Annotated in this window: 22 protein-coding genes and 2 pseudogenes; 16 read left to right on the forward strand and 8 right to left on the reverse strand. The window is 68.7% G+C overall.

Annotation, left to right across the window (positions count from 1 at the left end; all coding sequences use genetic code 11):
- Positions 1–433: 433 nt before the first annotated feature.
- The gene (locus tag ACIHCQ_RS19790) at positions 434–1,732 is read left to right on the forward strand and encodes a hypothetical protein (protein ID WP_399663711.1); all 1,299 of its coding nucleotides are present in this window, start codon (positions 434–436) and stop codon (positions 1,730–1,732) included.
- 834 nt (positions 1,733–2,566) lie between these two features.
- Here ACIHCQ_RS19790 and ACIHCQ_RS19795 read toward each other — a convergent pair.
- A complete protein-coding gene (locus ACIHCQ_RS19795; protein WP_399663713.1) occupies positions 2,567–2,938 on the reverse strand; it encodes a type II toxin-antitoxin system PemK/MazF family toxin in 372 nt (123 codons plus the stop codon).
- Between the two features lie 167 nt (positions 2,939–3,105).
- On the opposite strand from ACIHCQ_RS19795, the pseudogene ACIHCQ_RS19800 reads away from it, so the two are divergent.
- From ACIHCQ_RS19800 to ACIHCQ_RS19810, 3 genes and pseudogenes are all read left to right on the forward strand, one after another.
- Positions 3,106–3,654: pseudogene (locus ACIHCQ_RS19800) on the forward strand (IS701 family transposase); the annotation flags it as partial.
- A 47-nt stretch (positions 3,655–3,701) separates the two neighbouring features.
- Complete coding sequence (locus ACIHCQ_RS19805; RefSeq protein ID WP_399663715.1) at positions 3,702–4,205, forward strand: Tn3 family transposase; 504 nt, start codon at positions 3,702–3,704, stop codon at positions 4,203–4,205.
- 146 nt (positions 4,206–4,351) lie between these two features.
- The gene (locus tag ACIHCQ_RS19810) at positions 4,352–4,633 is read left to right on the forward strand and encodes a hypothetical protein (RefSeq protein WP_399663717.1); all 282 of its coding nucleotides are present in this window, start codon (positions 4,352–4,354) and stop codon (positions 4,631–4,633) included.
- Positions 4,634–4,675: 42 nt separating this feature from the next.
- Here the strand turns inward: ACIHCQ_RS19810 and ACIHCQ_RS19815 are convergent, their stop codons facing one another.
- Positions 4,676–5,632, reverse strand: a complete 957-nt coding sequence (locus ACIHCQ_RS19815; protein ID WP_399663719.1) for a helix-turn-helix domain-containing protein — start codon at positions 5,630–5,632, stop codon at positions 4,676–4,678.
- Positions 5,633–5,835: 203 nt separating this feature from the next.
- Here ACIHCQ_RS19815 and ACIHCQ_RS19820 point away from each other — a divergent pair, with 203 nt between their 5' ends.
- A complete protein-coding gene (locus tag ACIHCQ_RS19820; protein WP_399663721.1) occupies positions 5,836–6,192 on the forward strand; it encodes a hypothetical protein in 357 nt (118 codons plus the stop codon).
- A 576-nt stretch (positions 6,193–6,768) separates the two neighbouring features.
- On the opposite strand, the gene ACIHCQ_RS19825 is transcribed toward ACIHCQ_RS19820, so the two are convergent.
- Positions 6,769–7,071, reverse strand: coding sequence for a helix-turn-helix domain-containing protein (locus tag ACIHCQ_RS19825; RefSeq protein WP_399663723.1), 303 nt, complete (start codon positions 7,069–7,071; stop codon positions 6,769–6,771).
- Positions 7,072–7,296: 225 nt separating this feature from the next.
- Here ACIHCQ_RS19825 and ACIHCQ_RS19830 point away from each other — a divergent pair, with 225 nt between their 5' ends.
- Together ACIHCQ_RS19830 and ACIHCQ_RS19835 are read left to right on the forward strand one after the other, a co-directional pair.
- Positions 7,297–7,512 (forward strand): hypothetical protein, encoded by a 216-nt coding sequence (locus tag ACIHCQ_RS19830; protein WP_399663725.1) that lies wholly within the window; start codon positions 7,297–7,299, stop codon positions 7,510–7,512.
- A gap of 94 nt (positions 7,513–7,606) precedes the next feature.
- On the forward strand, positions 7,607–8,611 hold the full coding sequence (locus ACIHCQ_RS19835; protein WP_399663727.1) for an NAD(P)H-dependent glycerol-3-phosphate dehydrogenase: 1,005 nt from the start codon (positions 7,607–7,609) through the stop codon (positions 8,609–8,611).
- 3 nt (positions 8,612–8,614) lie between these two features.
- Here the strand turns inward: ACIHCQ_RS19835 and ACIHCQ_RS19840 are convergent, their stop codons facing one another.
- Positions 8,615–9,334, reverse strand: a complete 720-nt coding sequence (locus ACIHCQ_RS19840; RefSeq protein WP_399663728.1) for a leucine-rich repeat domain-containing protein — start codon at positions 9,332–9,334, stop codon at positions 8,615–8,617.
- Between the two features lie 175 nt (positions 9,335–9,509).
- Here ACIHCQ_RS19840 and ACIHCQ_RS19845 point away from each other — a divergent pair, with 175 nt between their 5' ends.
- Complete coding sequence (locus ACIHCQ_RS19845) at positions 9,510–9,878, forward strand: hypothetical protein (protein WP_399663730.1); 369 nt, start codon at positions 9,510–9,512, stop codon at positions 9,876–9,878.
- An 89-nt stretch (positions 9,879–9,967) separates the two neighbouring features.
- Here the strand turns inward: ACIHCQ_RS19845 and ACIHCQ_RS19850 are convergent, their stop codons facing one another.
- Both ACIHCQ_RS19850 and ACIHCQ_RS19855 read right to left on the reverse strand, forming a co-directional pair.
- Complete coding sequence (locus ACIHCQ_RS19850) at positions 9,968–11,473, reverse strand: carboxylesterase/lipase family protein (protein WP_399663732.1); 1,506 nt, start codon at positions 11,471–11,473, stop codon at positions 9,968–9,970.
- Between the two features lie 111 nt (positions 11,474–11,584).
- Positions 11,585–12,199, reverse strand: a complete 615-nt coding sequence (locus ACIHCQ_RS19855) for a TetR/AcrR family transcriptional regulator (protein ID WP_399663734.1) — start codon at positions 12,197–12,199, stop codon at positions 11,585–11,587.
- An 80-nt stretch (positions 12,200–12,279) separates the two neighbouring features.
- Between ACIHCQ_RS19855 and ACIHCQ_RS19860 the strand changes: the two genes are divergently transcribed.
- Entirely contained in the window at positions 12,280–12,639 is a 360-nt protein-coding gene (locus ACIHCQ_RS19860) for a GatB/YqeY domain-containing protein (protein WP_399663736.1), read from the forward strand.
- 31 nt (positions 12,640–12,670) lie between these two features.
- Positions 12,671–12,832 carry a hypothetical protein gene (locus ACIHCQ_RS19865; protein WP_399663738.1) on the forward strand — a complete coding sequence of 54 codons (162 nt, stop codon included), beginning with the start codon at positions 12,671–12,673 and terminating at the stop codon, positions 12,830–12,832.
- An 83-nt stretch (positions 12,833–12,915) separates the two neighbouring features.
- On the opposite strand, the gene ACIHCQ_RS19870 is transcribed toward ACIHCQ_RS19865, so the two are convergent.
- On the reverse strand, positions 12,916–13,830 hold the full coding sequence (locus tag ACIHCQ_RS19870; RefSeq protein WP_399663739.1) for an RNA polymerase sigma-70 factor: 915 nt from the start codon (positions 13,828–13,830) through the stop codon (positions 12,916–12,918).
- A 196-nt stretch (positions 13,831–14,026) separates the two neighbouring features.
- On the opposite strand from ACIHCQ_RS19870, the gene ACIHCQ_RS19875 reads away from it, so the two are divergent.
- The 3 genes and pseudogenes from ACIHCQ_RS19875 to ACIHCQ_RS19885 all read left to right on the forward strand — a co-directional run bounded on the left by ACIHCQ_RS19875 (position 14,027) and on the right by ACIHCQ_RS19885 (position 15,769).
- The gene (locus ACIHCQ_RS19875; protein WP_399663741.1) at positions 14,027–14,506 is read left to right on the forward strand and encodes a carboxymuconolactone decarboxylase family protein; all 480 of its coding nucleotides are present in this window, start codon (positions 14,027–14,029) and stop codon (positions 14,504–14,506) included.
- Between the two features lie 173 nt (positions 14,507–14,679).
- Positions 14,680–14,964 (forward strand): annotated as a pseudogene (locus ACIHCQ_RS19880) (hypothetical protein); the annotation flags it as partial.
- A gap of 52 nt (positions 14,965–15,016) precedes the next feature.
- Complete coding sequence (locus tag ACIHCQ_RS19885; protein WP_399663977.1) at positions 15,017–15,769, forward strand: HNH endonuclease family protein; 753 nt, start codon at positions 15,017–15,019, stop codon at positions 15,767–15,769.
- A 65-nt stretch (positions 15,770–15,834) separates the two neighbouring features.
- On the opposite strand, the gene ACIHCQ_RS19890 is transcribed toward ACIHCQ_RS19885, so the two are convergent.
- Positions 15,835–16,734, reverse strand: a complete 900-nt coding sequence (locus ACIHCQ_RS19890) for a DUF4190 domain-containing protein (protein WP_399663743.1) — start codon at positions 16,732–16,734, stop codon at positions 15,835–15,837.
- 219 nt (positions 16,735–16,953) lie between these two features.
- On the opposite strand from ACIHCQ_RS19890, the gene ACIHCQ_RS19895 reads away from it, so the two are divergent.
- The 3 genes from ACIHCQ_RS19895 (at position 16,954) to ACIHCQ_RS19905 (ending at position 21,473) form a co-directional block, all read left to right on the forward strand.
- Complete coding sequence (locus ACIHCQ_RS19895) at positions 16,954–19,221, forward strand: N-6 DNA methylase (RefSeq protein WP_399663745.1); 2,268 nt, start codon at positions 16,954–16,956, stop codon at positions 19,219–19,221.
- 111 nt (positions 19,222–19,332) lie between these two features.
- Positions 19,333–19,956 carry a hypothetical protein gene (locus ACIHCQ_RS19900; RefSeq protein ID WP_399663747.1) on the forward strand — a complete coding sequence of 208 codons (624 nt, stop codon included), beginning with the start codon at positions 19,333–19,335 and terminating at the stop codon, positions 19,954–19,956.
- On the forward strand, positions 19,953–21,473 hold the full coding sequence (locus ACIHCQ_RS19905) for a serine/threonine-protein kinase (protein ID WP_399663749.1): 1,521 nt from the start codon (positions 19,953–19,955) through the stop codon (positions 21,471–21,473). Before ACIHCQ_RS19900 ends, ACIHCQ_RS19905 begins: the two co-directional genes overlap by 4 nt.
- Positions 21,474–21,482 lie beyond the last annotated feature (9 nt).

A 21,482-nucleotide genomic window follows, 5' to 3' on the forward strand; every position in this document is an offset into this window, starting at 1 on the left:
TAGACCTCACTAGCCACTGAGTTACAACCTTCATCACGGGTTCAAGGCGCATCCGCCGCGCACAGCGCGGCGTCGCGCAGCCCGGCGACTCGGGCCGCGCTCCTGTCTTCGCCCCGCTCTGGCCCGGCCGCCGGCCGCACGCCAACGGCGAAGGGTTTGATGGGGTGAACCCCGATGTGGCTGGGGCGGTCGGCTCCGCGGCTTTAGGCAGCCACCATGGGGCGAGCCTCGAAGATCGGGGCCCACATCGGGCATTACGTAGCGGGCAGGTCCACAGACCGCCCGAGTCGCCGCAAGCTTACGGGCCCCGATCTCTCGCCCCATGGCAGCTCCCGCCCAAAGCCACTCCGCCAACCTCGTAACTTTCAGTACAGCGTCGATCACGGTAAAGTCCCGTCAGGCGAAGGGAACGCCGAATCTTGGGAGGCGGTAGATGGCTAAATTCTCAGCCGGCGTCGGATTTGGCACGCCGGCATCAAAACTACGAATGATGTCGGACGAGTACGTTGCGCAAATGTACTCGATCATTGAAATCAACCGCTCCATCATTCCCGAGATGGCAGTCAAGGATGAAGAGCTAGCCGACCAGTTGCGCAGGAGAATCGTTGCACAGTTGACGGATAGCGAACGCGAAGAGTACGCGGATTATCTAGAGAAAATCGCCGCCACGATATTCGCGGCAGCCGACCAAGCCGAAGGCCGGCCTAAGCCTGGCGATAATACCTCCGCCCTCTCGATTGAGATCCAAAATGGTGTCATCGGGTCAGCTATTCAACGCTCCATAGCCGAGGGCATGATGAGGACTAGGGCGGGATCTAGCGAGGAGCTCCTAAGGAAATCATTGCTCGTCTCGGCAATTTCGTCATTCGAGGTTCTCTTTGGGCAGATAGCTAGGGCCATCTATAGCGTGAACAGCTCGGCCCTCAATGACTCCGACTACGCCTTCACTCTCCAAGAGCTCGCCAAGTTTTCCACCCTCGACGACGCGCGAGAATATCTAATCGAGCGGCGAATCTCAGGCCTACTCCGCGACAGCATCGACGCCTGGGACAAGTGGCTAAAGCGCACCTCGGGTGGCTTGTCAATGGATACCCTTCCCGTAGAGTGGCCACTGATCAGGGAGTCCTTCGCACGGAGGAACCTTATCGTCCATACGGGCGGAGTGGTAAACCACTTGTACACCACGGTGATCCAGAAGCTTGACAGTCCTAACGCAGACAGAATCACCATTGGTTCTCGATTGACGGTGGACGAGGAATATCTTGACCGCGTACTCCAAGAGCTGCTCGCCCTAGGGCACATCCTGACATGCGCCACAGGTAGCAAGTTGCACAAAAGTGAAGAGGAAAATTTCGCTAGCGCCACTGTTGCAACGATCCAAAACCTCTCCGCGAAGAGCGCATGGCGCGCCTGCTCGGCGGTATGCAAGTATGCCCTTTCGCGCAATCTCGCGAGAAGCAGCGAAATGAACGTCAGGGTTAGATCCTGGCTGTCAAGGAAAGAGATCCACGGAATCGAATCCATTCGAAAGGAAGTGGAAGAGTGGGATACTAGTGGCCTCTCAAAGGGCATCTCGCACTGCAAAGCAGTCCTTCTAGATGATCTAGATTCTGCGCTACCCGAAATCGACGCCCTGCTTAGGATGGGAGAACTAACCAAGTTCGAATTGGCTCTCGATCCACTCTACGACGGCGTTGTTGGACAACTTTCAATTGACCAAGAGACCTCATAAGTACCTGGTCATGTGCTTCTGCCGAAACTGGTGAGTGTGCAACTGCGTGATAGCGCCTACATACAACGGCGGGCAACCCCACACACCTGCGGGCCGTCGCAGCAGGTGGGAGGCACCCAGCCCAAGGTCGAGCGCCCGCCCAAGTTGATTCGGGACGAAGCGGTCGGCTGTACAGGAGCGCCGTACCGCAACCCCATCACCCTCCCCCGTCCGCTACCTTTCTCCGGGGCCTCGTAGCGGCCGGTATGCTCGTCGCTGACCGATCCGGCTAGAGCTACGGATCAGAAGTTCCCCGTGCCACAACCGCGCCAGATCGAGCGGGGAGCCAAGGGGAACCGCGGCCGCCAGCAGTGCACTCAGCCCGCGTCTGGCGAAGTCGGCATGCCGCAGGTCAGGCACCAACTCGCCCCACCTCGCTCCTAAAGCGGGTGTCGCAGGTTCGACTCCTGCCAGGGCCACGAGCCAATAGCCGGACCGATCATGGTCCGGAGCCTTTGACATCTACCTCTGACATCAACGCCGATGGTCACTGACGGCCGGGGCGTCTCCTGAGCAGGCACCCATGTGGGCTCATCGCACTGAGCCGCCCGCGTTCGTCTACGGTCTCGTCGTTGGTAGGGCCCGGGGGCCTCCTCGGCCGGACACCGGTGCTCGTCCAAGCGCTCATCGTCATGGCGGCCGACCGCAAGCACGCAAAGCACCCAGCCGTAACGCCGTTACGTCACGATAGCGGAAGCTGCATCACGTCCTCTAGTACTCCAGCCGTAGATCGTGATCTCGATGGTGAGTGGCGCCTCTCCGCCTACCCGAGTTCACCGAGACGGAGGGCGTCCCTTATCTCGCTGAGCTTCGCGGTTGTCGCGGCGTCCGTTCCTTCACCTGTTCGCTGAGACGGAGGGCGTCCTCAATCGCGCTGAGCTTCGCGGAGGACAGGACGCCCGCCCGCTCGATCAGGTCGTCCTGGGACACGGTGGTCAGCCACGTGCAGGGGGTAAAGCCCGGGTGCGGGAACGCGAACCGCAGCACGCCTTCAAAGGGCAGTCCTTCCATGGCGCCTACTTGCACTTCGACGCCCAGACCGCTGATGTCGACGCCCGCAGGAGTGACGACCTGCATCGCCCGGATCCTGGACGCGTCGTCTGCCGCCAGCAGTACGACCAGCCGCCGCTCGTCGAACTCCACCCACCAGACTTCACCACGTTGCACATGTCCTCCTGACTCAGGACGGCAGGCGGAACTGCGCGACCCTGACGCGTTGTGGAGACGGGTGCGGCCACCGTTGATCATCGTGAGTTGTGTGGACTGACGAAGAGACGGTGGCCGCAGGTCACAGCATAGAACCCGCCCGTTGGCGGGACGCGTTCGAGGGCCTGATGGGCCGGATCGCGGGGCGCTTCGCCCGGGTCGAACCCCGGCGCAGGGCGGCGCGGTTGGTGCTCGGTCTATTGTCCGACCTGCCACGCAAGAACTGCTGGACCATCGCCGAGTGGGCTGGCGAGACCACTCCGGACGGCATGCAGCACTTGTTGGGCAGGGCCAAGTGGGATGCCGATCAGGTCCGCGACGACGTGTGCGGCTACGTGGTGGAGCACCTGCACGACGACCGGGCGGTGCTGGTCGTCGACGAGACCGGCGATGTGAAGAAGGGCACTGGCACGGTCGGCGTCCAGCGCCAATACACCGGCACTGCCGGCCGGATCGAGAACTCCCAAGTCGCCGTCTACCTGGTCTACGCAGGCAAGCGCGGCCACGCCGCAGTGGACCGGGAACTCTACGTTCCGCGCTCCTGGACCTCCGACCCCGACCGCTGCCGCGCCGTGGGCCTTGCCGAGGACACCACCTTCGCCACCAAGCCGGAGCTGGCCACGCGTATGGTCGCCCGGTTCCTGGACGCCGGCCATCAGGCTGCCTGGGTTGCCGGCTCGACCTGGACAAGGTCCGCCGGCACTGGCCGGACATCCTGCGCCTGATGGCGTCGGTGCACACGAGGGAGATCTCCGCCCACGACGTGATCCGGATCCTGCAACACGGCGGCCGGCCGACCCAGCTCGCCGAGGCGGTGGCCACCTACGGACGGATCTTCAAGACGCTGCATGTGTTGACGTTCGTCGACGACCCGGACTACCGCCGGGACCTCAAGGGCATGCGCAACCTGCAGGAAGGCCGCCACAGCCTGGGTCGGCACGTCTTCCACGGCCGTAAGGGCGAGCTCTACCGGGCTTATCACGCGGGAATGGAAGATCAGCTCGGCGCGCTGGGGCTGGTTTTAAACTGTGTGACCTTATGGAACACCCTGTATTTGGATCACGCGCTGGCGACGTTACGGGCGCAGGGCTATCCGGTGCTCGACGCCGACGCCGCCCGGCTGTCGGTGTATCAGTGGCAGCACATCAACGTGCACGGGCACTACTCGTTCGCCCTGCCCGACCTCGGCGGCGGACGCCGCCCCCTACGCGACCCCGACTCCGAATGACGGGTAGAAACATCCACCATGCCCACTCCTGCCCCGCTGAGTGACCCGCTCCCACCGCCACAGGTGTTCCTCGACGCCTTGAGCGCGCTCGTGGGTGGAAGTGGCCGCGAGGGACGCTTGCAAAGCGCAAAATAGCCTCTGTGACTATGCCGATCGACCCGAAACGGGTCTTGCAGGGCGTCCAGTTGATGACCGCGGTCCTCGGCCTGGACGGTCTCATGACCGGTGCGGACTCGGCCGACAAAGCGTTGACCGCTGGCATGAAGGCTGCGGCCACGCTCGGACCGGTCATGCTCGAAGATCCGGATGCCGTACGTGCGTTGATGGCTCTCGCGGAAACTCTGCTACGCCTTCGGCACGACGACACCGGGAAGACGCCGAAGCAGACCCTGCAGGAGATCGCGCTCAAGGCGGCTGACGGCACGTAGCACGTCAACGGCCCCCAAGTACTGGGGGGGCGGAAAGGCGGGTCAGGTGTTGCTGCGGTAGTCGCGGGGTGGTGCGCCGGTGTGGCGCTGGAAGGCGCGGCTGAAGTCTGCCGGTCGGGAGAAGCCCCAGCGGCGGGCGATGGTGGCGATGGTGAGGTGGTCGAGGCGGCGGTCGGCCAGATCGCGGCGGGCCCGGTCCAGGCGGCGGGTGCGGACGTGAGCGGCGACGCTGACGGGGTGGTGCTGTTGGAAGATGCGGTGCAGGTAGCGCGAGGAGATCCGGTGGGCGGCGGCGATCGTGGCGGGACGCAGCTCCGGATGGTGCAGGTTCTCCTCGATGAAGGCGATAATGCGCAGGTAGAGGGTGTGCGTTGGCGAGCGCAGCGGCGGGTTCTCCCGCTCCAGGTGGTGGGCGAGCACCGCAGTGGTCAGGTCCACCGCGATGATCTCGAGGCGCTGCGCGTCGCGTTCGGTGCAGCGGGTGTGGCCATCGGCCAGGGAGGCGAGGAAGGCGGCGACGAGGCTGCCGATGCCTTCGGTTCCGGGTAGCGAAGTAGCGCAAAGACCGGCCACCTGATCAACGGGCAGCGGAAACAGCCTCTTGGGGAACTGCAGGATCACCGACTCCGCTGGTGAGGTCCCGCTAACAATCGCCTCGAACGGCCGGGAGCTGTCGTAGAGCACCAGGTCGCCGCGGCGGAGCACGACGCTGGCGCCGTTCTGCTCTATGCCCTGTCGGCCTGCCCGGATGAGAGCGACCTGGTAGCACTCCGGGTCGGACCTGCGGATGTCCCTCGGCGAGCGCCGCGACGTCAGCGACGTGTAGGCCATGGAGGTGACCTGTGCGTTGCCAAGCGGCATGGCGCGAAGGTGGGCGGTGAACGCCTCAGGTGCCGGGCTATCGATTACCGTCGGTGCCAGCGACGTGGCGGTGACCTCCCGCCAGGCCTCCAGGCGGTCTCGTGCGGCGATCGTGGCAGTGTCGAACACAGTGAGCATGGGCTTCCCCGCTTCCCCCGATGCTGTTCCAGGGTAGCGAGACCTGTCGTTGTGCGCTGTGTGCGTACGACTGTGCGCCCTGCGCTAGAGACAAGGCCGCACGTACGGCCGACACTGCAGAGACGCGAGACAACCAAATCGGGGAGGTCCACATGCGAAGGTCACGAATTTCATCCGTTATTGCAGGGATCGTAGGAGCGTCGATGATGGCTGCGACCGCCGTGCTGGGCCTGGCCGCGCCGGCCCTCGCCAGTCCCTACTACCCGCGGTGCGCACCCATCGGTACCGCCGGAAACGAGATCTGCATCAGGTTCATCAACAACAACACCGGTGTCGACATGGGGTACTTCAAGCGGGCGGGCAACCCGGTGACCGTCCGGTTCAGCTACCAGTCGGGATCGTTCCGCAACTGGGACGGCGGCTGGTTCACCGCGGTGAGGGGGGTCCCGACGACCCCGTACACGTACGCGTGGAACGGCACCAACCCGGGCTCCTGCATCACCGGTTATCTGCACGTCTCGGACGGGTCCCAGTATTCGACCGGCCAGCTCTGTCGCTGACGTCCTGAGCGGCCACCCATCGCGGACCGAGCGTCGTCACCCACGCCATGACCCCACCCCCTAGATCATCCCGATTCGTGGATCTTGTACGCCGTCGGACCTCAATGCCGCAGATACGTGGGGCGTTGAGGTCGGCCGGCGCGTGGGACTACCGCCCCACGTGCCGGATGTCGCTCCGGAACTGATACTCGCGCGTGTCCCCTATATGGCGGTTGTAGTAATCAGCGAAAAATCAACGTTAGCGCTGGTCGCGGCACTGGGCACGTGTAGCCGACCGACACGGGGTGTTGGTAAGAACGGCGACACCAGGGGCCAAGTAGTTGATCTCCACGAGCGGACCGGGGCGGTCGGTGGTGGTTGAGCTGGTGTCCCGTTAGGGGATCGTTCTCTGGGACACCGGCAAATCGTTCAGCCCGTGTCAGTTTCCGAAGTCGTCTGCACGGCGACCCCTGGCAGAAGGCCTCGTGTGAAGACGACTTCGGGCATCGGGTTGCTCTGAAGTCGTGTGCACTACCCGTCGTTTGACCTGTACTCGTGCGCACGGCGCACGGGTCACCGGTGGCCGACGGGCCTCGGTTACGGGGTGGGTGCCGCGGCGGGAAGGCCGGCCAGATGGCGGTAGATGGTGGGCCGGGTGACGCCGAACTCGGCGGCGATCTGCTCGACGGTGTGTACCCGGCGTCCGTCGGGTCCGGTCTCCTCGTACATCTTCCGCGCGATCTTCGCCTGACGCGGAGTCAGCTTCGGTTTCTGGCCGCCGGTGCGGCCGCGCGCGGCGGCGTGCGGCACTCCCGGACACGCCTCGTCCAGCAGCGGGCGAACAGCTTCGAAGTAGAAAAGCCTGCACAGTTGCAAGCCGGACAGAAACGGTGGCAGCACGAGCGCCACGCTACGGATCACCGGCGGTGAGCCGCACCTGATTTGGAGAGGCTCAGACTTGGCGTTGCGAGGCCCGGCGTGCTGACGAGTGCGGCAAATCGTGCAGCCGATCTCGCGCTTCGACAGTGTCGGCCTGACCTGCGATTCCGGGCTTAGCGCCGGATTTCCGGCCGTTGGTCCTCAAGGGCCGACGAGCGCGCAGTGACCGCTCTTCATGATGCGGCCATGGCCGGACGTGTTCGCCGCTCTCGCTACGAGCACGCCGAAGGCCTGAGCCTGCAACAGGCTCAGCGCGACCTCCGCGAATTGGTTACCGCCCACGTGCTCGAACCGGTCGGCCGCACCCGCGCGCGCTACTACATTGCGGGCCCCCGCTTCCCCGAGAGGGCTCTGGACATTGCACGCACACCGATGACCCTGACCGACCCGTATGCGGCCTGACCGAGAACCGCTCGACCGTGACCGACAACCGGGCCGCCCAGCCGCCGGTTAGGGTCCGCGTGGACGCCGTCATTTCAGGGAGAGGGACAGGACGATGCGGGTAGCGGTGCTCTCGGCCGGATCGTGGGGCACCGCCTTTGCCACGGTGCTCGCCGACGCCGGTAGCGAGGTCGTGCTGTACGGCCGCCGGGGTGCGATCGTCGACGCGATCAACGCGCGCCACGAGAACCCCGACTATCTGGCCGGCCTCACTCTGCCGGAGTCGCTGCGGGCGACCACCGATGTCGGCCAGGCCCTGGCAGGCGCGGAGTGCCTGGTCGTGTCGATTCCGGCGCAGTCGCTGCGTACGAATCTCGCCCAGTGGGCGCCGCTGATCGGTCCGCGCACGGTCGTCGTCAGCCTGATGAAGGGCATCGAGACGGACACCGGGCTGCGGATGAGCGAGGTCATCACACAGGTGACTGGGATCGCGTCGGAGCGGGTGGCGGTGGTGTCGGGCCCGAACCTCGCCCGGGAGGTCGCCGCCCGGCGGCCCGCCGCTTCCGTGATCGCCTGCCGCGACGAGACCGTTGCCGAGGCGCTGCAGGACGCCTGTGCCACCCCGTATTTCCGTCCCTACACCAACACCGACGTGGTGGGCTGCGAACTCGGCGGCGCGGTGAAGAACGTCATCGCGCTCGCCATCGGGCTGGCTGCCGGGATGGGCCTGGGGGACAACGCCCGCGCCCTGTTGATGACCCGTGGACTGGCGGAGACCGCCCGGCTGGGCGTGGTGCTGGGGGCGGAGCCGCTCACCTTCGCAGGCCTGGCCGGAGTCGGCGACCTCATCGCCACCTGCGCGTCGCCGCTCTCCCGTAACCGCACCTTCGGTGAACACCTCGGCCGGGGCATGACTGTTGCGGAGGCGACCGCCGCGACCAGCCAGACGGCCGAGGGCGTCAAGTCGTCCCGGTCCATCCTGGAACTCGCGCGGCGGTACGGAGTGGAGATGCCCATCACCGAGGTCGTCGTCGCGGTTCTCAACGGCACGGCCACCCTCGCCGAGGCAGCCGACATGCTGATGGCGCGGGCCCCGAAACGCGAGCGCTACGGCACCTGAACCTCACGTCAAGACGACGCACCCGCGCTCTGCCAGCGCGTCGAGCAGGCGCGGCTGCGGCTCTATGTCGTTCCAGCGGAGATCGAGTTTCTCCAGTGATGGCAGTTGGGTGAGCCAGTCCGGCAGCCTGCGCAGGCGGTTGCTCCGCAGGTCGAGCTGTCGGAGCAGGGGCAGTTCGGCCAGTGCCTCCGGCGGCTCTGCCAGCGCGTTTTCCCGGAGGTCGAGATGGCGCAGCTCGGTCAGGCCGGTGACGGATCCGGGCAGGCGGTCCAGCGTGTTGCCGCGCAGCCACAGTTCGCGCAGCTCGCTGAGCCTGCCGATCGTGTCGGGCAGCGCGGTGAGGCGGTTGTGCTGGGCGCGCAGTTCTACGAGCCCGGCCAGGTCGCCGATGGTGTCCGGGAGGTGGGTGAGGTGGTTTTCGCCGATGTTCAGGTAGCGCAGTGCGGTGAGCCGGCCCAGGGACGGGGGGAGTTCCGTCAGCTGGTTGTCGTGCAGGTAGAGGTAGTCGGTGAGCGCGGGGAGCTGCCCGAGCTCGTCGGGGACGGTCGTGAGGTCGTTGTGCCCGAGGTCGAGGGTGTGCAGCTGCCGCAGCCGGCCGATCTCGGGCGGGATCTCGGTCAGCTGGTTGTCGGCCAGAATCAGCACGCGCAGTTCTGTGCGGTGCCACAGGGAATCGGGGAGTTCCCCGAGCTTGTCCTTCCACAGGTTCAGCGTCGCCGTCATGTCCTTGATTCTGCGCGTCGCTCGAGGGCGATGAATGCTGCCCGGCGGGCGATGCGGACATCCGCATGGGAGGTGGATCTTTAGGCTTGAAAGTCACTATACGAAACTGATCATCCACCCGTAGTAATGGCTTCCTGGCCTGACCGGCCGTCCCCGATCAGAAGGAGCCACCACCATGACTCGCCTTCGCACCACATGCATGGCCCTCGCCGGCGCCGCAGCGATGTTCGCCCTGGCCACCGCGCCCGCCCACGCCGCCCCCGGTGACGTCAGCCCCTCCTGCTCAAGCGTCCTCACCCCGACCGGTTACGTCGACGTCAGCTGGGGCTTCAGCAGCAGCTGCGGCACGCAGAGCTTCAACCCGAACCTCAAGCAGATAAAGCAGCTCACCGGCCTGCCCGTCGGCACCGTGGTCCAGGCCTGCGGCTCCACCTACCAGCCTGCGGGCTGGATTCAGACCGCCTCCTACTACAGCAGCAGCTGCCGCTACTCGGCGGTGCCCAGCCTCAGCAACAACGCATGGACGCTGAAGCGCGTCTCCTGATCCAGGGGCGTGGCATGGCTTCGGATGAGGGTGCCGTGCGGATCAACAGCTGGGTCTGGTCCGTACGGCACCGCTGGTCCAGGGCGCGCTCAGGGCAGTCGTGCCCAGAAGTCGAGGCGGTGCTCGGCCATGTAGTCGGTGCCACCGATCCGTTCGGGTGCCAGGGACTGGACGTGGCCGGTGCTCACTTCGGGCCACGCCGGCAGGTCGGCGGCGGCAGGAACGCCGGAGGCGGCGAACGCCGCCCAGTACCGGTTCATGCCGTCGGCGAGCTCGCGTTGCGCCGGTGACAGCGACGGACCGCCGGGAAAGTCGAACTGGTACAGCAGCTCGCTGGCGTGCACGGCGCCGGTGGGGAACCCGGGCAGCGGCATGATCGGCGGGGCGTCCCGGTCCGCGAACTCGTAGAACCAGGTGCCGGTGTACGCGGCGAGGGTCCGGCCCAGTTCCCAGGATGGTCGCGCCCAGGCCCGGTCCGTGCAGATCTGTGCCCACGCGAGGCTCGGTGTCGGGTACTGGTCGAGCGAGTAGCACGCGGCGACCTCGGCCGCCGCGTCGCCGAACGCCTCGGCCAGCAGCCTCGGGTAGCTTTCCGCGGTGACCGGGTTGCCGACGAGGTCGGCGAACAGCCCGACGAAGAACCGCGCCTCGTCGCGCGTGGTGCCCAGCATCAGCGGCATCCGGTGGAAACGTCCGGCACGCAGCGCCTGCTCGGGCGACTCGGGCAGGGTAGGTCCGCCGAACGAGGGGCGGATGAAGGCGCCCGACGCCTCAAGCAAGTCCTTCACCGGAACGCGCCGCAGCTGCGCGAGTGCCGACTCCGGATCGCTGCCTGGCGTGATCCAGCCGTGTTCGGCGGCGGTGGCGGCGCCGAGTTGTGCCAGCTCGTCCGCTGAGGACCACCTCGGCGGGAGCGCCGGAACACCGGGAATGAAAGTGTGCGACGGCGTCGAGCCCATGACCGCGAACGCGCTCTGAAGGATCGCGCGGTGGAACAACCCGGCAGACGTGGGCGACACCAGGTGCGCCGCGATCATCAGAGCCCCGTACGACTCTCCGGCCAGGGTCACGTTCTCCGGGTCACCACCGAATCGCGCGATTTCCCGCTGTACCCAGCGCAGTGCGGTCTGCTGGTCCAGCAGACCGTACGTTCCGCCGTCGGCGAGGCCCGGATAGCCGAAGCACCCGAGCACGCCGAGCCGGAAGTTCGGTGTTACGACGATGACGTTGCCGGAGACGGCGAGCCGCCGCGGATCGCGGGTGGCGGCACTTCCGTTCGTCCCGCCGCCGCCGTGCAGCCACACCAGCACCGGGCGCCCGGTGCCCGGTGCCCTCGGCACGGTGACGTCCAGCGTCAGGCAGTCCTCGTCGACGGAGGTGACGTCAGCGAACGACTGGGCCAACTGCGGCGCGGGGGTCCCCGGCTCGGTCGCTTCCCGGACCCCGGGCCACGGATCGACCGGCGCCGGCGGGCGCCAGCGCAGCTCGCCGACCGGGGGCGCGGCGTAGGGGATCCCGCGAAACGAGAGGTGTCCGTCGAGTTGTCGACCGCGGACGGCACCGCTCCTCAGCCGCACGGTTACGTGTGGGGTCATCGCCTGTGCGCTCCACTAGTTGGCAGTATGGGCATATTGCCAACGTAGCAGTACGATCATATTGCTGTCGCGCGGATTCTGTGCGCTCGGCGACGCGTCGCGGTGGGGAGATCAGCGATCGCGAGAACCGGTGAACACCGTGGCGATGGCCCGGCCCAGCACGTCCCGCGCCGAAAACGCGTCCGGACCCGAGAGCGCGACCTGATCGGCCAGGCCCTGCGTGGTCGCGAGGATCAGGCGGGCGGCGGGCACGGCGTCGACATCGGACTCGACTTCGCCGTGTGCCATTCCGTCCTCGACCACCCTGGTGACGTAGCCGAGGATGTCACCGCCCGCCCGCCGCGCGACATCGGCGAGGCCGGCGTGATTCAGCGCCTGAGCCTGCAGGCCCTGGCGGGCGCGGTACTCGACTTCCCGCTCCGCGTCGAGCGGCAACAGCTCGGCCAGGCTGTCGAGCAACACCTCCGCGATCGGCAGCCCGGCGGCCTCACCGTTGCGCACCCGAAGCCGCACTCGCTCGCTCATGCGGTGCACCGCGTCCTCGTAGGCGAAGCGGAGCAACGCGTCCTTGCCGGTGAAGTAGTGCTGGATGAGCCCGACCGAGACCCCGGCCTCGGTCGCGACCCGCGCGAACGAGACGCCGGCGAACCCCTCCGCTGCGAGCAGGCGCTGGAATGCCCGCGCGATCTGGGCGCGGCGCTGATCATGATCGACAACCCGGGGCATCCTGATATCGTACAGCCATATTGCTATCGTCGCTGCCCTGCCGGTGCGGCAACTCTTCCTCACGGATTGGGATCCCGACCTTGCGTGCCAGTCTGCGTGACGATCTGAAAGCGGCTCTCAAGGCACGCGAACGCGTTGCCATCACGGCACTCCGCTCCGCCCTGGCGGCCATCGACAACGCCGAAGCCGTGCCCGCCGACTACCCGATAGACAGGCTCCCAGGGAACGACCACATCGCGGGAGCCGCAGCAGGCGTGGGCGCGGCAGAAGCAGAACGCCGTCACCTCACCGAGGCTGACCTCCGGTCGATCGTCGAGAACGAGATACGGGAGCGCTCGCTTGCCGCGCAGGAGTACGAGCAACTCGGCCGCAACGACCTCGCCGAGCGGCTCCGTGCGGAGGCCGAGGTGCTGCGTCCGTACCTGAGGCCCGCTCACTGACGCCCCCCCCCCCCCGCAGCTCATCCTCGGCATGGCCCTCGGCGCGGAGTTGCTGTCGCAGGTCGGCATCGACTACTGCCGCAGGTGTGCGCGGCCGGCGCGGTTTCGCAGCGGCGGCACCGGCACCGGCACCGGCACCGGTACTGGCACCGGCCCCGACATCGTCGTCACGGACCTCATTTGCCCCGACTGAACGGCGGCCCACTTTGGGTGCTGACGGGGTGACCGGCGCGTCGCCGTTTCCGAAGGGCCTCGGACATAGCGGCGCTAGCGGTGCTAGCGGCGCAAGGTGGTCTCCCGCTCCAGATGCGACAGCTTCTCGGGATTGCGCACGGCGTAGAGCCCGGTGATGACGCCGTCATCGATGCGCATCGCCATGACGGTGTCGATCTCGCCGTTGAGCCGGACAACCAGCGCCGGGTCGCCATTGACCTGTGTCGGCTGCAGCGACGCCGCGGCGGCGATCCTGCCCAGCACGTGGGCCACCGGGCCGGCCCCCACAACGGGCGCCAGCGCGGCCCGCACGACTCCGCCACCGTCGGTCAAGAGGACGACGTCCGGCGAGAGGATGTCCAGCAGGCGTTGCAGGTCGCCCGTTTCGATCGCCTGCTGGAACGCCTCGACCGCGCGGCGGGTCTCGGCAGCGGAAATGACCCCGCGCGGTCGGCGCGCGGCGACGTGTGCCCGTGCCCGGTGGGCGATCTGGCGGACCGAGGTCGGGCTCTTGTCGACGGCTTCGGCGATCTCGTCGTACTCCAGGGCGAACACCTCGCGCAGCACGAACACCGCCCGCGCGGTCGGCGTGAGGGTCTCCAGCACCAGCAGCATCGCCATCGAGACGCTGTCGGCCAGTTCGACATCATCGGCCACGTCGGGCGCGGTCAGCAGCGGCTCGGGCAACCAGGGGCCGACGTAGGACTCCTTGCGCCGGCCGAGCGTGCGCAGATGGCTCAGCGCTTGGCGCGTGGCGATCCGGACCAGGTACGCACGCTGATCCCGCACGGTGTCGAGATCGACGCCCACCCACCGTAACCAGGTCTCCTGCAGGACGTCCTCGGCGTCGGCGGCCGAGCCGAGCATCTCGTACGCGACGGTGAAGAGCAGGTTGCGGTGGGCGACGAACGCCTCGGTGACGTCCATGCGGTTGCCACGAGCGACCGGCTCGGGTGTGTCCTTTGTCCGCTCGCCCATAGCTGGCTCCTGTTCGTTCGCTCTCGAGTGCGCCACACACGAGACGCCGGTCCCCACCGCTTTGTGACACCCGCGATCGGTGGCGCACGTCACATCTCCGCGCCGTCACAAGGATCGGGTCGTCGGCATCTTGTGTTCGTTCAGCGCAGCAGCACGCAACGCACGCAACGCAACACTCACGAGTGAGGACGAAGTCATGGAACTCCGTTTCAACCTGTTCGAGAGCCCGACCGCCGCGAAGGTCCTCAAGCGGTTCTACAACACCTCGTTGGCGCTGGACCAGTCGACGCTGCCGAAGACCCTGCGGGAACTGGTGGAGCTGCGGGTCGGCCAGATCAACGGCTGCGGTTTCTGTGTCGACATCCACACCAAGGAGGCCGCAGCCGCCGGTGAAACCGCGCTCCGGCTCAATCTGGTCGCCGCCTGGCGCCACACCACCGTGTTCACCGAGGCCGAGCGGGCCGCGCTGGCGTTCACCGAGGAGGGCACTCGGCTCGGCGACCACGGCGTGTCCGACGAGACCTGGGCCGGGTTGCGCAAGCACTACGACGACGACCAGGTCGGCACGCTGGTCTGCCTGGTCGCCCTGATCAACGCGGCCACCCGGATGAACGTGATCGTGCACAACGCGGGGGGTTCGTACGAGCCCGGCATGTTCGCCAATCAGTCGAACTGATCGGCAGGCGAAATGCGGCCCGGCCCAGGATCCTTCGATCCGGGCCGGGCCCGCGCATGTCACAAAGTATCGAGTTCCAGGGCCTCGGCCATGGCGCGGTACCCGGCGTCGTTCGGGTGCAGGTGGTCGGCCCGAGTCGTACGCGGCGGCCATACGGTCCTGATCGGCGCGTGGAGACCTTCGCGAGCCGCGGCTGGAGCGAGGCGGAGTGGGACGCGGCCCGCGAACGGCTCGCGGCGCGCGGGCTGGTGGACGCGGACGGCGCGGCCACCGAGGCCGGGCGGACACTGCGGGCCGAAGTCGAGGCGCGTACGGACGCGTTGGCCGCGGCACCCTGGCGCGCCCTCGGCGCGGCGGGCCGGGACCGGCTGGTGGAGCTGCTGGGACCGCTGTGGGTCGAGGTGCTGGGCGGCGACTTGTTGCCCAAGGAGAACACACTGGGCATCGGCAAGGTCTGATGCGCGGAGGGCCTGTCAGTACTGTACGGGCGTGAACACACTCGGGGACCGAATACCGCGCCCACTCGCCGCCGTACTGGCTGTCGCCGTCGCCACCGCGCTGCTCGCCGGCTGTGAAGGCGGCGGCCTGACGGCGGATGCCAAGCCGTCAGACTCGCCAGACTCGGCCACCAGCGGCATCAGTCCGCTCGCCAACCCCGAGGGTACGAAGCCGGGCCTGGCCGCCCTCACCTCCGAGCAGGACCGGGCCGCCGCCCGCAAACTCATCGGCCAGGTCGCCACCAAGGGCCGCGGCCCCAGGACCGGTTACGACCGTGACAAGTTCGGCTACGCCTGGATGGACACGGCCGACGGCGTCCCGCTGGCGCGGAACGGCTGTGACACCCGAAACGATCTCCTGGCCCGTGACGGCCAGGGCCTCCGCTACCGCTCCGGCTCCGACTGCGTGGTCATCGCGATGACGCTCAACGACCCGTACACCGGCACCGTCATCGACTGGCGGAAGCAGCAGGCGTCGGAGGTCCAGATCGACCACATCATCCCGCTCTCGTACGGCTGGCAGCTGGGCGCGGCCCGCTGGGACAAGGCGAAGCGGCAGCGGCTCGCCAACGACCCGCTCAATCTGCTGCCGGTCTCGGGTCCGGCCAATGGCGCGAAGAGCGACTCGGGCCCGGCGTCCTGGCTTCCGTCGGACAAGCGGATCCGCTGTGCGTACGTGGTGCGGTTCGCGCAGGTGGCGGAGAAGTACGAGCTGCCGGTGACGGCACCGGACAAGAAGATGATGCTCACGCAGTGCGGCGGCTAGCCACAGCTGGCCCGGTACGCGAAAAGGCCGCCCATCGGCGGCCTTCCCCCCATTGAAGGTGCTGATCAGAGCTTCAGTTCCCACTGGGTGGCGTCGTGCGAGATGCCGGGGGTGACCTCCACCGTCAGCACCTTGGCGTCGGCCGGGGCATCGAAGGCGAACTTCACCGTGGCCTTCTTGCCCGGCAGGATCGTGCCGCTGAAGCCTTCGCCGACGCTGTCGTCGAAGATCTCCTCGGCATTGACGCCGTCCTTGCCGGCGCGTGCCTCGGCGAGGAAGAGGCCGGCGTCGAACTTCTCCTTGCCGGAGTTCTCGACCATGATCGTCACCACATAGGCCTTGTTGCCCGCGGTGTGGCCGATGGCGTACTCGCTCGGGGAGTACGGCTTGGGCGCGGAGACGGTGACCTCCAGGTCGTCGTCGTAGATCGACGTGTCGCCGTCCGCCAGGGTCTCGCCCTCGACCGCCGGCTCCTCACCCTTGGGGGGCTCGCTCTTCGCGGCCCCGCCCCCCGCGGGCTTGTCGCTCTTGCCGCTCGCCGCCGGGGTCGGAGTCGGGGTCGGCTTCTTCGTCGCCGAGGAGCCGGAGACATCCTTGTTGATCTCGTCCACCGCGTCGTCCACGGCCTTGAACGTGATCACCATGCCGACGACCGAGAGGATCAGGGCGACCAGTCCCAGGATCGCGCCGGTGGTGGTCACGCCCTTGTTGGCGGCCTCGCCGCGCTTGACCCGGCCGCGGCCCGACATGCCCAGGATCAGGGCGATCAGGCCGAGGATGCCCGCCAGCCAGAAGAGGAAGGGGATCAGGCCGGAGACGGTGCCGATGATCCCGAGCGTCAGAGCCGCGGTGCCGAGGCCGTTACGAGCCGGGTGCGGCTGCGGGGGCGGGGGCGGGGGGCCCTGGGGAGCGGCACCGTACGGCTGCTGCGGGTCGTACTGGGGCTGCTGCATGGAGTGGGACATGGATGCCCTCCCGGACATGTGATGTGTTCGGGACTCGTCGAGTGCCCCGTGTGGTGACGGGTCAATAAGACCAGAGCCTGTGAACCGAGTCAACATGACTGATGAAATCTTTATCCGGCCACAGGGTGACGTGTTGTGAAGGGATCTCTTGTGTCTGCGCCGCTATGCTCGTTGACACAGCACGCGGGTATCGGTGGGTCGGATGAGGGAGTCAGACAGGTGCCGGAGAACGCAAGCGAGGTGACCGCCGCCGGAATCGCCCGGCTGGCGGGAGTGGGGCGCGCCGCGGTCAGCAACTGGCGGCGGCGGCACGACGACTTCCCCAAGCCCGTCGGCGGCAGCGAGACCAGTCCGTCCTTCGCCCTCGCCGAGGTGGAGCAGTGGCTGCGCGAGCAGGGCAAACTCGCCGAAGTACCGCTGCGCGAGCGGGTCTGGCAGCTGGTCGCGAACCATCACGCCGGTGCCGTACCGGCGTTGGTGCAGGCAGGCTGCGCCCTGCTGCTCGTACGGGACCGGCATCCGGTCTGGCTGGAGCTGGCCGCAGTCTCCGACGAGCGGATGGCGGAGCTGCTGCCGGGCGCGCTGGAGCAGGTCCTGACGGCACGGTTCGGCGAGGACCGGCTGGAACTCTTCCCGGGGCGACCGGTGTTGGCGGCGGGGCGCGACTCCGAGGGGCGCGACTCCGCGTCTGGCCCTGCGGGCGGGGGCGGGAGCGGGAGCACGCGGGCCGCCGGCCCGTCTGCGCGTGCCCGCTCCGGCGGCCAGGGGCCAGACGCGGGCGCGGGCTCCGTCGCGCACCCGGGCCCGGGCCCCGCGCCCTCCGGCTTCGCCCTCACCGACCCGCTGCTCGGTTCCGTGCCCCTCCTCCGCGGCGTCGCCGAATTCGCCGCCCAAGTCGGCACCCGCCAGGCCTTCGAGTTCCTCCTCGGCCGGTATCTGGACGCCAACCCCCGTCAGTACACGCTCACTCCGCCCGGACCCGCCGAGCTGATGGCCGCCCTCGCCGGTTCCACCCTCGGCGGGTCCGCCGTCGAGACCGTCCTCGACCCCGCCGCCGGCACCGGCACCCTGCTGCGCGCCGTCGACCGCCCCGCCGTCCTCTGCGCGCAGGACGCCGACCCCGACCTCGCCGTACTCACCGCCCTCCGGCTCGCCCTGCACACCGACGCCGCCGTCCACGCCCGCGCGGGCGACGCCCTGCGTGCCGACGCCTTCCCCCAGGGCGACTTCGACGCCGTCCTCTGCCACCCGCCGTTCAACGAACGCAACTGGGGGCACGACGAACTCGCCTACGACCCGCGCTGGGAGTACGGCTTCCCCGCCCGTACGGAGTCCGAACTCGCCTGGATACAGCACGCCCTCGCCCGGCTGCGCCCCGGCGGCACCGCCGTCCTGCTGATGCCGCCCGCCGCCGCGTCCCGCCGCTCCGGCCGCCGGATCCGCGCCGGCCTGCTGCGCCGCGGCGCCCTGCGGGCCGTCGTCGCCCTGCCCGCGGGCGCCGCGCCCCCGTACGGCATCCCGCTCCACCTCTGGGTGCTGCGCAAGCCCGGCGGCGGCCAGGCCGCACCGTTCTCCGAGCTGCTGCTGGTCGACACCGCGGAGCTCGCCGGAGCGGGCGGCGGGCGCGACAAGCTCGACTGGCAGGCCGTACAGAACGCCGTACTCGACGCCTGGCTGCCCTTCGACCGGCAGGGCGGCACCGCCGAGGAGCAGCCGGGCATCAGCCGCTCCGTCCCGGTCATCGAACTCCTCGACGACGACGTCGACCTGGCCCCCGCGCGCCACCTCCCGCCGTCGTCCGCGGGCACCGGCGCCGCCGAGCTGCTCCGCGTACGGGACCGGCTCGCCGACACCCTGCTGCTGACGGGCGAACTCACCCCGGCACCCGCCCGGCACGCCGAACCACCGCCCTGGCCCGCCACGACCGTCGGCGAATTCGCCCGCGCGGGGGCCCTGGTGCTCCGCGCGGGCGGCGCGGGCACCGCCTCCGCGGGGCGAGCCGTCCCCGTACTCACCGAACAGGACGTGCTCGCCGGTACGGCCCCCTCCGGAACCCTCCCCGAAAACCCTGCGGGGACGGAAGAAGAGCCCGTACGCATCGAGACCGGAGACGTCATCGTCCCCGTCCTCGGCGGCGGTTCCGTCGTCCGCGTCGTCGACGAGGCCACGGCGGGCGCGGCACTCGGCCGCAACCTCCAGCTGCTGCGCCCCGACCCGGCCGCCCTCGACCCCTGGTTTCTCGCCGGTTTCCTGCGCGGCACCGCCAACAACCGGCAGGCCAGCAGCTACGCGTCCACCGCCACCCGGCTCGATGTACGCCGCCTCCAGCTGCCCCGGCTGCCCCTCGCCGACCAGCGGCGCTACGGCGAACGCTTCCGCGCGCTGGCCGCCTTCGAGGACGCGCTGCGCCTCGCCGGGCGGCTCGGCGGGCAGTTGGTCCAGGGTCTGTACGACGGGCTGACGGACGGTACGGTCACGCCTGAGTGATCCATCCGGCAACAGGTCGGTACAGGTCGGTACAACCCGCGACCGGTTGTCGGTGCCGGTGTATACGCTCATAGCCCCGTCCCGCCTCGTCCCCAGGCCCCAGGAGCAGTAATGCAAGGCCACGGCTATGCGCCGCCGCAGCCCAACCGACCCTCGAACGCGATGCTCATCGTGGTGCGGGTCCTGTTCGTGGCCGTCGCGCTGCTCACGTTCGGATTTCTGTCCTGGGCCACGATGCTGCGGATCGCGATCATGCGCCGCCGCCCTCTGGACTGGGCGCTCTTCTGGATCTGCCTCGCCCTGGTGATCGCCGCGATAGTGATCATCGGTGAGTTCACCTCGGAGGCCGAGCTGCCGGACGGTGCGGAGGCGCCCGCGACCACCCTCGACTACATATGCCTGGTGATACTCCTCGGGCTGGCCCTCGGGGTGCCCACGCACTACCTGGTGGCCGACATCCGCCACTACCAGCGGCCCCGGCCGGGCCTGCCCTCGGCTGCCCCTGTGTACACCCAGCCGGCCGGGCCCTACTCGGCGCCGACCGTGCCGTACGGCGTGCCCACGCCCCCGCCCGGATACGGCTACCCGGCGGCCCAGCCCCACACCCAGTCCCAGCCGCCGGTCCAGCCGCCGTCCCCGACCGTCGCCCAGCCCCGCCTCGACCAGGTCCGCGCCGAACTGGACGAGCTCAGCGACTACCTCCGCCAACACCCCGACGGAGGCCAGAACCGGTGAACGGACGCGTCATCGGCGGCCGTTACGAACTGTCCACCATCATCGGCCAGGGCGGCATGGGCCAGGTCTGGACCGCCTACGACAACCGCCTCGACCGCCGCGTCGCCGTCAAACTGCTCCGCCCCGACCGCATGGCCGCCGCCACCGGCGCCGACGAGATGCGCCGCCGCTTCGTCCGCGAGTGCCGGGTGACCGCCCAGGTCAGCCACCCCGGCCTGGTCACCGTCCACGACGCGGGCAGCGACGAGGACGACCTCTTCCTCGTCATGCAGTACGTCGAGGGCGCGGACCTCGCCGACCATCTCGCCGAACACGAGCCGTACCCCTGGCAGTGGGCGGTCTGCGTCGCCGCGCAGCTGTGCGCCGTCCTCGCCGCCGTGCACGCCGTCCCGATCGTCCACCGCGACCTCAAACCGCGGAACGTGATGATCAAGCCCGACGGCACCGTCACCGTCCTCGACCTCGGCGTCGCCTCCGTCATCGACAGCGACACCACCCGCCTCACCCACACCGGTTCGCCCATCGGCAGCCCCGCCTACATGGCCCCCGAACAGGCGATGGGCGGCGCGGTCGGCCCCTACACCGACCTGTACGCCCTCGGTGTGCTCATGCACGAACTCCTCAGCGGCAACGTGCCGTTCGCGGGCTCCACCGTGCTCGGCGTGCTGCACCGCCATCTCTACGACCCGCCGCTCCCCCTCCGCCAGCTGCGCCCCGAGATACCCGCGCCGCTCGAAGCGCTCGTGCTGCGGCTGCTCGCCAAGGACCCGCAGCACCGCCCCTCCGGCGCGCAGGAGGTGTACGAAGCGCTCCTGCCGCTGCTGCCCGGCCCGCCCGGCGGCCGTTCCACGACCAGCGGCCCCCTCGACCCGACCCGGCCCTTCCTGCGCCCGCACGCCCCCTGGCCGGACCGGGCCGCGATCCCGCCGCCGCCCATGGCTCCGCCCGCGATGCCCCGGCCGGATGTCGCGGCGGCCGTGGACGAGGTCAAGCGGCTGCTCAGCGAGGGCAGCATCACGCAGGCCGTGGACATCCTCGGCGGGATCCTCCCGGCCGCCGCCGCCGAACACGGCGAGCACTCCCCGGTCGTACGGATCCTGCGCAAGCAGTACGCGACGACGCTGATGGACGACGGGCAGTACCGGCGCGCCCTCCCGGAGCTGCGGCGGCTGGCCGACGACCGCAGCGCCGTGGCGGGCCCGGCCGATCCGCAGACCCTCCAGTTCCGTTACGACGCCGCGCTGTGCCTGGAGCAGCTGGGCGAGGCAGCCGCCGCGCTCGCCGAGTACCGCGCCCTCATGCCGTACTACGAGAGCGGGCAGCCGGACCCCTCCCGTGCCTTCGACATACGCCTCCGCATCGGGCACCTGCTGCTCGCGGTGGGCGACCACGCGGCGGCGCACCAGCAGCTGCAGGCGCTGCTGTACGACGCGGAGCGGGCCTACGGTCCCTACCACCAGCTGCCGGTCGAGCTCCGTCGCGGGCTCGACCGACAGCGGCAGTTCCACACTGGCTGACGAGCTATG

This window comes from Streptomyces sp. NPDC052236 (assembly GCF_044548015.1).
In the GTDB taxonomy this organism is placed as follows: Bacteria; Actinomycetota; Actinomycetes; order Streptomycetales; family Streptomycetaceae; genus Streptomyces.